The 8,355-nt window shown below is 72.5% G+C and carries 9 protein-coding genes and 6 tRNA genes; 6 read left to right on the top strand and 9 right to left on the bottom strand.

Going from position 1 to position 8,355, the window contains the following annotated elements:
- Positions 1-29: 29 nt before the first annotated feature.
- From AB8A24_RS41295 to AB8A24_RS41275, 5 genes are all read right to left on the bottom strand, one after another.
- A tRNA-Val gene (locus AB8A24_RS41295) sits at positions 30-104 on the bottom strand.
- Positions 105-156: 52 nt separating this feature from the next.
- A tRNA-Val gene (locus AB8A24_RS41290) sits at positions 157-228 on the bottom strand.
- Between the two features lie 19 nt (positions 229-247).
- Positions 248-319: transfer RNA gene (locus AB8A24_RS41285), tRNA-Val, on the bottom strand.
- Between the two features lies 1 nt (position 320).
- Positions 321-394, bottom strand: a tRNA-Cys gene (locus AB8A24_RS41280).
- Between the two features lie 38 nt (positions 395-432).
- Positions 433-505, bottom strand: a tRNA-Gly gene (locus AB8A24_RS41275).
- 180 nt (positions 506-685) lie between these two features.
- Between AB8A24_RS41275 and AB8A24_RS41270 the strand changes: the two genes are divergently transcribed.
- The 3 genes from AB8A24_RS41270 to AB8A24_RS41260 all read left to right on the top strand — a co-directional run bounded on the left by AB8A24_RS41270 (position 686) and on the right by AB8A24_RS41260 (position 3,494).
- Positions 686-1,771 (top strand): chorismate-binding protein, encoded by a 1,086-nt coding sequence (locus AB8A24_RS41270; RefSeq protein WP_328964032.1) that lies wholly within the window; start codon positions 686-688, stop codon positions 1,769-1,771.
- Positions 1,768-2,589, top strand: a complete 822-nt coding sequence (locus tag AB8A24_RS41265) for an aminotransferase class IV (protein ID WP_030723555.1) — start codon at positions 1,768-1,770, stop codon at positions 2,587-2,589. Before AB8A24_RS41270 ends, AB8A24_RS41265 begins: the two co-directional genes overlap by 4 nt.
- 80 nt (positions 2,590-2,669) lie before the next feature.
- A complete protein-coding gene (locus AB8A24_RS41260; RefSeq protein WP_369479073.1) occupies positions 2,670-3,494 on the top strand; it encodes a GNAT family N-acetyltransferase in 825 nt (274 codons plus the stop codon).
- Here the strand turns inward: AB8A24_RS41260 and AB8A24_RS41255 are convergent.
- Complete coding sequence (locus tag AB8A24_RS41255; RefSeq protein ID WP_369479072.1) at positions 3,491-3,991, bottom strand: DsbA family protein; 501 nt, start codon at positions 3,989-3,991, stop codon at positions 3,491-3,493. The genes AB8A24_RS41260 and AB8A24_RS41255 overlap by 4 nt on opposite strands.
- A gap of 207 nt (positions 3,992-4,198) precedes the next feature.
- Between AB8A24_RS41255 and AB8A24_RS41250 the strand changes: the two genes are divergently transcribed.
- Positions 4,199-4,642, top strand: a complete 444-nt coding sequence (locus AB8A24_RS41250; RefSeq protein WP_328964035.1) for a hypothetical protein — start codon at positions 4,199-4,201, stop codon at positions 4,640-4,642.
- Between the two features lie 249 nt (positions 4,643-4,891).
- Here the strand turns inward: AB8A24_RS41250 and AB8A24_RS41245 are convergent, their stop codons facing one another.
- Both AB8A24_RS41245 and AB8A24_RS41240 read right to left on the bottom strand, forming a co-directional pair.
- Positions 4,892-5,512: a CGNR zinc finger domain-containing protein gene (locus tag AB8A24_RS41245; protein ID WP_328964036.1), complete on the bottom strand. Its 621-nt coding sequence runs from the start codon at positions 5,510-5,512 to the stop codon at positions 4,892-4,894.
- A 198-nt stretch (positions 5,513-5,710) separates the two neighbouring features.
- Positions 5,711-6,124 (bottom strand): SsgA family sporulation/cell division regulator, encoded by a 414-nt coding sequence (locus tag AB8A24_RS41240; RefSeq protein WP_030011909.1) that lies wholly within the window; start codon positions 6,122-6,124, stop codon positions 5,711-5,713.
- Between the two features lie 177 nt (positions 6,125-6,301).
- On the opposite strand from AB8A24_RS41240, the gene AB8A24_RS41235 reads away from it, so the two are divergent.
- Both AB8A24_RS41235 and AB8A24_RS41230 read left to right on the top strand, forming a co-directional pair.
- On the top strand, positions 6,302-6,790 hold the full coding sequence (locus AB8A24_RS41235) for a TIGR02611 family protein (RefSeq protein ID WP_369479071.1): 489 nt from the start codon (positions 6,302-6,304) through the stop codon (positions 6,788-6,790).
- 46 nt (positions 6,791-6,836) lie between these two features.
- Positions 6,837-6,908, top strand: a tRNA-Val gene (locus tag AB8A24_RS41230).
- A 62-nt stretch (positions 6,909-6,970) separates the two neighbouring features.
- Here the strand turns inward: AB8A24_RS41230 and AB8A24_RS41225 are convergent.
- The coding region (locus tag AB8A24_RS41225) for an SCO7613 C-terminal domain-containing membrane protein (RefSeq protein WP_369479070.1) at positions 6,971-8,355 on the bottom strand (1,385 nt) is incomplete at its 5' end.

Genomic DNA, 8,355 nt, shown 5'->3' with positions numbered 1-8,355 from the left:
ACGACCGTGGGACGGTCGGGGCTTTCAGGTGGTGCGCGATACTGGGATTGAACCAGTGACCTCTTCCGTGTCAGGGAAGCGCTCTCCCGCTGAGCTAATCGCGCGGGCTCCGTGGCTCGAAAGCCGCAGGTGGAACAAGGTGATGCTGGTGCTGCGTGCGCGATACTGGGATTGAACCAGTGACCTCTTCCGTGTCAGGGAAGCGCTCTCCCGCTGAGCTAATCGCGCGGGGATCCTTGCGGATCAGTGGACGATACTGGGATTGAACCAGTGACCTCTTCCGTGTCAGGGAAGCGCTCTCCCGCTGAGCTAATCGTCCTTGGAGGTGGAGACGGGATTTGAACCCGTGTAGACGGCTTTGCAGGCCGTTGCCTCGCCTCTCGGCCACTCCACCTGGAGCTGCGGGGGTTCTCGGGAAGATCCCCCACTTCGAGCGGACGACGAGACTCGAACTCGCGACATCCACCTTGGCAAGGTGGTGCTCTACCAACTGAGCTACGTCCGCAGGTCGCCGTGCTCGCTCCGGGGTTTTTCCCCTTCGCTCCCTGGCGACGTGTTGAACTCTAGCGGATTACCGGGCCAGCTCAAAAACGCGTTTCCGCAGCGTGCTGCCGCTCGATCACCACAGGTCACGCTGCCGTCACCGCACCGGCGCCGTGTCGTCACCGGTCATAGACTCGCAGCCGTGCACGACCTGCCTCCCATGGCCCGCTTCGGCGGCCTTCTCGCGACCGACCTCCGAGACGTCACCAGCGATCCCGCCGCCCTCGACTCCACCGGCTTCTGGGCGGTGTCCGCCGACTTCGAAGGCCGGCTCGTCTGCGCGCGCTTCGGCGACGTACGCCGCGCGCCCGTCCCCGCGCCCGTTCCGGGCGCCTGGCGCGGACCCGACGCCGACCGGTGGACCTCCTCCCTCGACCGTGCCGCGTACGTGGCCGGGGTGCGGCGCATCCGTGAGCACATCGCCGCAGGTGAGGTCTACCAGGCCAACCTCTGCCGGGTGATGTCCGCACCGCTGCCCCACCCCGACCGCGCCGACGTCGACGCGCTCACCGCGCTCCTCGCGCGCGGCAACCCCGCACCCTTCGCAGGAACGATTCGCCTGGCCGCCCACGGCGTCGAGATCGCCACCGCCTCCCCCGAGCTGTTCCTGCGCCGGTCCGGCCGGCACATCGAGTCCGGCCCCATCAAGGGGACCGGCCGCACCGTCCACGACCTGCTCCCCAAGGACCACGCCGAGAACGTGATGATCGTGGACCTGGTACGCAACGACCTCGGCCGGGTCTGCGCGACGGGCTCCGTCGCCGTCCCCGAGCTGTGCGCCGTCGAGGAGCACCCGGGCCTGGTCCACCTCGTCTCCATCGTGAGCGGCGAGCTCGCCGACGGCACCGGCTGGCCCGAGCTGCTCGCCGCCACCTTCCCGCCCGGTTCCGTCACGGGCGCCCCCAAGTCCTCCGCCCTGCGGATCATCGAAGCCCTGGAAACCGCCCCACGCGGCCCCTACTGCGGAGGCATCGGCTGGGTCGACGCCGACCGGGGCACCGCCGAGCTCGCCGTGGGCATCCGTACATTCTGGATCGACCGCGAGGCCGCCGGCGGACCCCGCCTGCTCTTCGGCACCGGAGCGGGCATCACGTGGGGCTCCGACCCCGACCGCGAATGGGCGGAGACCGAACTCAAGGCCGCCCGGCTCCTGCGGGTGGCCATGGGCCACGACGTGAGCGGCGGCACGCAGGGGACGAACGACACGATCGGAAGGACCGCACCATGAAGATCTGGCTCGACGGAGCCCTGACCGAGGTGGACAGCGCGAAGGTGTCCGTCCTCGACCACGGCCTGACCGTGGGCGACGGCGTCTTCGAGACGCTGAAGGCGGAGCGCGGCCGCGCCTTCGCGCTCACCCGGCACCTGGAACGGCTCACCCGCTCGGCCCGGGGCCTGGGCCTGCCGGACCCCGACCTCGACGAGGTACGCCGCGCCTGCGCCGCCGTACTGGAGGCCAACCCGCTGGAGCACGGGCGGCTGCGCGTCACCTACACCGGTGGTGTCTCCCCCCTCGGCTCCGACCGCGGGGACGCCGGGACCACCCTGATCGCCGCCGTCGCCGACTCCCCCCGCCGGCCGGACACCACCGCCGTCGTCACGGTGCCCTGGGTCCGCAACGAACGCTCCGCCGTGGCCGGACTGAAGACCACCTCGTACGCCGAGAACGTGGTCGCCCTCGCCGCCGCGCACCGGGCCGGGGCCTCCGAGGCGCTCCTCGCCAACACCCTCGGCCGCCTCTGCGAGGGCACCGGCTCGAACGTCTTCGTCGTACTCGACGGAGAACTGCACACCCCGCCGCTCGCCTCCGGCTGCCTGGCCGGCATCACCCGGGCCCTGATCGTCGACTGGGCCGGCGCCAAGGAGACCGACCTGCCCTTCGAGGTGCTGGAGCGGGCCGAGGAGGTCTTCGTGACCTCCTCGCTGCGCGACGCCCAGGCCGTACTGCGCATCGACGACCGCGAACTGGGGTCCGCCCCCGGGCCGGTCACGGCCGAGGTGATGCGGATCTTCGAGGTGATGGCGGGCGCGGACCTCGACCCGTAGGGCGACCGGGACAGGAGCGGGGGCGGCTTCCGCCGGAGGAGGGCTGTCGCGGCGGCCGGGGGACGGGTAGAACTCAAGGGATGACCACCACCCTGCGGCCGTCCGGGCCGCTCCAGCACACGGCGGACGGCGCGCGCTCGCGCCCGTACGAGATCCGGGTCAACAGCAGGCGGGTCGGCGCCCTGCTGATCGCCTCCGACACCCCCTTCGGGCCGACGGTCGGCGAGATCCGCGACCTCGACGTCGAGCAGGGCGACCGGCGGCGGGGGAGGGCCACCGTCGCCGCGCTCGCCGCTGAGGAAGTGCTACGTGGCTGGGGCTGCCGCCGGGTCCGCGTCTCGGTCCCGGCGGACTCGGAAGCCGGCCTGTGCATGGCCGAGGCCCTCGGGTACACCGAGTACAGCCGGAACATGGCCAAGGACCTGCCGGCCGAGCCCCCCGCCCTCCCCGAGGAGGTGCGCGGCCGCCCCATGACGGACGCCGAGTACGAGGTCTGGTACGCCGGGGCCGTCGAGGCCTACGCCGCGAACTGGAGGAGCCGCGGCATGTCCGCCGAGGCCGCCCGCGCCAAGTCGGTGGCCGACCACGAGAGCCAACTGCCTCGGGGCCTGGCCACCCCCGGAGCCACCTTCGTCGTCCTGGAGGCGGCCGGGGTACCCGTCGGCCACGTGTGGCTCGCGCCGCGCGAGGAGGGCTCGTACATCTTCGACGTCGAGGTCCGGGCCGAGCACCGGGGCCGTGGGTACGGCCGCCACCTGATGGCCCTCGCCGAGCGCGCCGCCCTCGCCGCCGGCCACCGCTCGCTGGCGCTCCAGGTCTTCACCGACAACACCCCGGCCCTGAGGCTGTACGTCTCCCTCGGCTACCGACCCACCAACTTCAACTACGCCAAGGACCTGATCTAAGCCGTCTCTGCGAGCAGGCGGTCGGCGATCTCCTCGATCCGGGCGCGCAGGCCGTCCTGGCTCTTGCCGCCGTCGAGGCGCTGCCCGTCGATCACATACGTCGGGGTGCCGGTCACGCCGATCGCCTTGCCCTCGGCCTGGTCGGCGTCGACGATCAGGATGTGCCGGCCGTCGATCAGGATGGTGTCGAACTCCTCGACGTCGAGCCCCAGTTCACGCGCCACGTCCAGCAGGACCGGCTCGCCGCGCTCGGCCAGCTCCGAGGTCCGCGCCAGCACGGCCTCCGCGTAGGGCCAACCCTGACCCTGCTCGACGGCCTCCTCGGCGGCCTGTGCCGCGGCGAAGGAGTGCTTGTGCTTCTCCAGGGGGAAGTGGCGCAGCCGGATGTCCAGCCGGTCGCCGTAGCGGGCCCGCAGGGCGCGTACGTCGTCCAGGGCGCGGTGGCAGTCCGGGCACTGCAGTTCGCACCAGACGTCGAGGATCACGGAATCGGTCATACGGACAGTCTCCCAGTCCCGGCCGGCCCTACCGACCGGGCCCGGACCGGGAGCGGGGCCGTGAGACCTGGACCCAGGGAGGAGGCGCGACCCGGAGATGTCCCGGAGATCCGCCCGGGGGCGGCCGGGAACCTGGCCGCCGCGGCGGCGGCCGGTGCAGGATGGATAGGGACAGATCGCCGAGCCGCCGAGAGTCCGGAGGACCGCATGCTTGCCGAGACCATTTGCTCCGCGGTGTCAGTGGCGGGCCTGGGCATCGCCGCGGTCACCGCCTACCGCAAACGCTTCCTGGCCGCCGCGCGGATCACCGCGTACGCGCTGGTGCCGGTCGCCCTGGTGATGACGGGGTTCGTGGAGTGGGTGTCCGGGATGGTCTTCAACCCGACCGTCTGGGCCGGCTTCGGGCTGCTGGGGCTGTCCTGGCTGCTCTTCATGACCACCCGGGCCATCGAGCGCCGCGGCCTGCCGGCGTCCGGGGAGTCGGGGAAGCCCGCGAAGAAGGTCAAGGGGACCTCGGCCGCCGGGGCCGTCGCCCCGACCGCCTCCGCGCCGTCCCTGGGCACCACCCGGGCCGGTTCGCAGGCGGAGCCCGCCGCCCCCACGGAGGACTTCTCCGACATCGAGGCCATCCTCAAGAAGCACGGGATCTGAGCACGCGAGGTGGGCACAGGACCTGAGCACGCGATCCGGTCCTGACCGGCCCGGACCGCCCTCGTCCACAAGATCGAGCGAACTCCCGCGCGGATGTTGGCGTGTTGAGGGCCGGTGCGGGGTGCGCTACGTCATCATCGGCGCGACATGTTCGACACATCGCACCGTGACCCGCCGGTACCCGCCCCTGTGGTGGAGGAGCCGCGAGGCTGTCTCTTCGCGCTCTCCCAGCCACCCCTGATGATCTTCCTAGCGGTGATCGGCATCCTGTTGCTGCTCGCCGCGGTGCACGATCTCTTCATGCTCTGACGCCTCCGCGTCGGCCTCCTTGCGCCGGGCCCGGTACGCCGCCACGTGCAGCCGGTTCCCGCAGGTCCGGCTGTCGCAGTAGCGCCGGGACCGGTTGCGTGACAGGTCGACGAAGGCGCGCCGGCAGTCCGGGGCCTCGCAGCGGCGCAGCCGTTCCTGCTCGCCGGAGACCACGATGAAGGCCAGTGCCATGCCGCCGTCGGCCGCCAGGTGGTCGCCCACCGACGCGCCCGGCGCGAAGTAGTGCACGTGCCAGTCGTAGCCGTCGTGGTCGGTCAGCTGCGGGGTGGTGCCCGCCGTGGCCACGAGCTCGTTGATCAGTATGGAAGTCGCGCGCGGGTTCGGGGAGGCGAAGACCTGCGCGAACTTCCCGCGCACCGTCCGCACGCCGGCCAGGTCGCGGGCGCTGAGCTCACCGACGTCACTGATCGAGTATTCCTGGACGAATCCGCGCAGGGCGCCGATGTCCGAGAGCCCGTCGGGCTGGTCGGCCTCGGCCGCGGTGTTCACCAGCGCGACGACGACGTCGAGCGCGCGACGGGTGTCGTGGGGGATCTGCACGGGGTCTCCCTCAGGGGCCGGGCCTGCGACGACGGGAGCCGTCGCCGCTGCCGCCCGACAATAGCGGGTCCCGCAGAGCGCACCGGCGCCGTCCTCGCGGGTGGCTTCCGCGGGAACAGCGCCGGCATCGCCGTATGTGATTGTCCGACCCGCACCGTCGCCCCGAGTCGGACGGTGTCGAGCGGCTGTAGGCCTGGCTCAGCTTTCGGCCAGGATGTGGGAGAGCTCCTTGTCGAGGTCGAAGTGCCGGTGCTCGGTCCCGGGTGGGACCGCGGCGTCCGTCCGCTTGAGGAACGACTCGAGTGCTCGGGCGGGTGCTTCGAGCAGTGCTTCTCCCTCCGGTGAGCTCAGGGCGATGCAGACGACGCCCTGACCGTGGCTGCGGGACGGCCAGACGCGGACGTCGCCGGTACCGGTGGGCCGGTGGAGGCCCTCCGCGAGGAGGTCGCGGGCGAATACCCATTCGACCGTTTCCTCGGCGCCGGTGTGGAAGGTGGCGTGCACGGCGTAGGGGTCGGCCGTGTCATACCGCAGGCCCGCGGGAACAGGCAGTGAGGACTCGCTCGACACAACGAGGCGCAGGTGCAGCTCGCAGCTGACCGTGGTGTTCATAAGCGCCAGGGCCTTTCGCTCAGTGTGCGCTCGGGGATTCGCACGTCGGCGAAATCGACATGCCACCTACGGTGCCGTTGTAAACCCCTCTGACCGTTTTGCGGACCTCTGGGTCCCTCGGACGGCGGATCCAAACCCGCATTCCGGTGTGCATCCAGCTCCGGTAGATTCGGGTCCATGAATACGGGGAGTGACCGCGGAACCCACGGGTCCGCTGATGACGCCACCACGGAAGCCGCCGCCGGATCGACCGCGGAAGCCGCCACCGAGGCCACCGAGGCCACCGAGGAGACGCCGCACGTGTCGAAGGCCCCGGCCTTCATCAAGCGGAACAGGAGCCTGCACCTGAGCTGGCAGGTCGGCGTCTTCATCGTCGGCCTCGCGGTGATCGGCGCAGGCATCGCCATGCTCGTCCTGCCCGGCCCCGGCTGGGTCGCGATCTTCGCGGGCCTGGCGATCTGGGCCACCGAGTTCGCCTGGGCCCACCTCGTGCTGCGCTGGACCAAGCGGAAAGTCACCGAGGCCGCACAGAAGGCGCTCGACCCCAAGGTCCGCCGCCGCAACATCATCCTGACCAGCGTGGGCCTCGTCATCGCGGGCGCGCTGATCGGTTTCTACCTGTGGAAGTACGGGCTCGTCCTGCCCTGGAGCCTCAAGGACCAGTGATGGTCAAGGAGCACCGCTGACATGCGGTAATGTTTGCGGTGCGTCCGGGCGATTAGCTCAGTGGGAGAGCACTTCGTTCACACCGAAGGGGTCACTGGTTCGAACCCAGTATCGCCCACCCGGACCAGAGGCCCGGAGACTTCACCGTCTCCGGGCCTCTGGCGTTTCCCCCCAGGTCGACTAGCGCAGTCGGCCGATCGCGGCCCGCAGTCGGCGGGCGTCGCGCAGCCGCCGCTCGTACGTCGCCCCCACCGCCAGCAGCAGCAGGCCCGCCAGGGCCGGCGGCACCCAGCGCGGGAGCGCACCCGCGACCTGCACCACGTACGGGGCCAGCTCGTGCACCGCCACCGCCGCCAGCACGGCCCCGCCGAGCAGCAGCGGAGCCTGCAGCCGCCGCCGGGCGCCCAGCAGGGTCACCACCAGCGCGGCCGCCCCCAGCAGCAGCGGACGCATCCAGCCCGGGTCCCCCCAGGCCGCCAACAGGCTCGGCACCAGCGTCGCCGCCAGGCCCGGTCCGTACGCCGTCCAGGACGAGGCCTGCGGGTCCCGGCGCCGCCGCAGCAGCCCCACCACGAGGGCGGGCACCGTCACCGGCAGCGTGTAGGCCTCCGGCGTGCTCACCCCGGCCTCGGCCAGCCGCACCCAGGTCGCCGCCGCGAGCAGCGCCCCCGCCGCCCAGCCCAGGGCCCGCCGCTCCGGCCGCACCGCGGCGCCCGCGCAGACGACCCCGGCCAGTGCCAGGACCAGCGCCAGTGTTCCGGCCCGGCCGGCCGACAGGCCCAGCGCCAGTACGCCCGCCACGGCCGCCGCGATCTCGACGGGCAGCCGGACCTCGCCCAGCCGCGGCCCGAGCGCCGCCGCCAGTGCCGGGACCGCGAGCACCGGCAGCGCCCACCAGACCACCGCCAGGTCCGACACCGCTCCGGCGGCCACCAGGACACCCGTGGTGTACCCGACGGCGCACACGGCCGCCCCGGACCGCACCGGACGCGGGGCGGCCCCGTACGCCGCTCCCGCCGCGCAGCCCGCACCCAGCAGCCCCCACACCGCGAAGGTCGCCGTCCGGCCGTCCAGCGCACCCAGGGACACGTTCGCGGCGCCGACCGCGGCGCACACCGCCGCCGCGATCCGGACCCCGCGCTCCGGGGAGCGCAGGGCGAGGACGCCCACCGCTCCCGCCACCGCGAGCTGCGCGGCGAACACCGCCGCCACCGGGAACCCGAGCAGCACCGGGGCCGTGAACAGCCCCGCCCAGGCCAGGACCACCGCCACCACCGTCGGCTCCGGCCGCGACAGCGCCCGGGCCGTCCACCAGGCCGCGCCCGCCGCGATCAGCAGGATCAGCGTGACCGCCGCCCCCGGCGCGTACGGGTCCCGGTCCGGGGTCGTCGCCGCCCACACCTCACCCAGCACCCGCAGCCGCGCCACCAGGGCCGTGGCCGCCGCGGCACCGGCCGACAGCGCCGCCAGGCAGGCCACCGCGGCCCCGGCGACCCCCTGAGCAGGCTGACCGTGGCGAGCCTCGGGGACCTCGGCTACCAGGTCGACCTCGATGCCGCGGAGCC

The organism is Streptomyces sp. BF23-19, assembly GCF_041106355.1.
GTDB classification, from domain to species: domain Bacteria; phylum Actinomycetota; class Actinomycetes; order Streptomycetales; family Streptomycetaceae; genus Streptomyces; species Streptomyces virginiae_A.
Note: the sequence above shows the minus strand (reverse complement) of the source record. Positions and strands in the feature narration are given on the sequence as shown.

Coding starts and splice junctions, on each gene's coding strand:
- AB8A24_RS41265 (WP_030723555.1), top strand. CDS start 1,768: ATGAAGATCTGGCTCGACGGAGCCCTGACCGAGGTGGACAGCGCGAAG.
- AB8A24_RS41260 (WP_369479073.1), top strand. CDS start 2,670: ATGACCACCACCCTGCGGCCGTCCGGGCCGCTCCAGCACACGGCGGAC.
- AB8A24_RS41255 (WP_369479072.1), bottom strand. CDS start 3,991: ATGACCGATTCCGTGATCCTCGACGTCTGGTGCGAACTGCAGTGCCCG.
- AB8A24_RS41250 (WP_328964035.1), top strand. CDS start 4,199: ATGCTTGCCGAGACCATTTGCTCCGCGGTGTCAGTGGCGGGCCTGGGC.
- AB8A24_RS41240 (WP_030011909.1), bottom strand. CDS start 6,124: ATGAACACCACGGTCAGCTGCGAGCTGCACCTGCGCCTCGTTGTGTCG.
- AB8A24_RS41235 (WP_369479071.1), top strand. CDS start 6,302: ATGAATACGGGGAGTGACCGCGGAACCCACGGGTCCGCTGATGACGCC.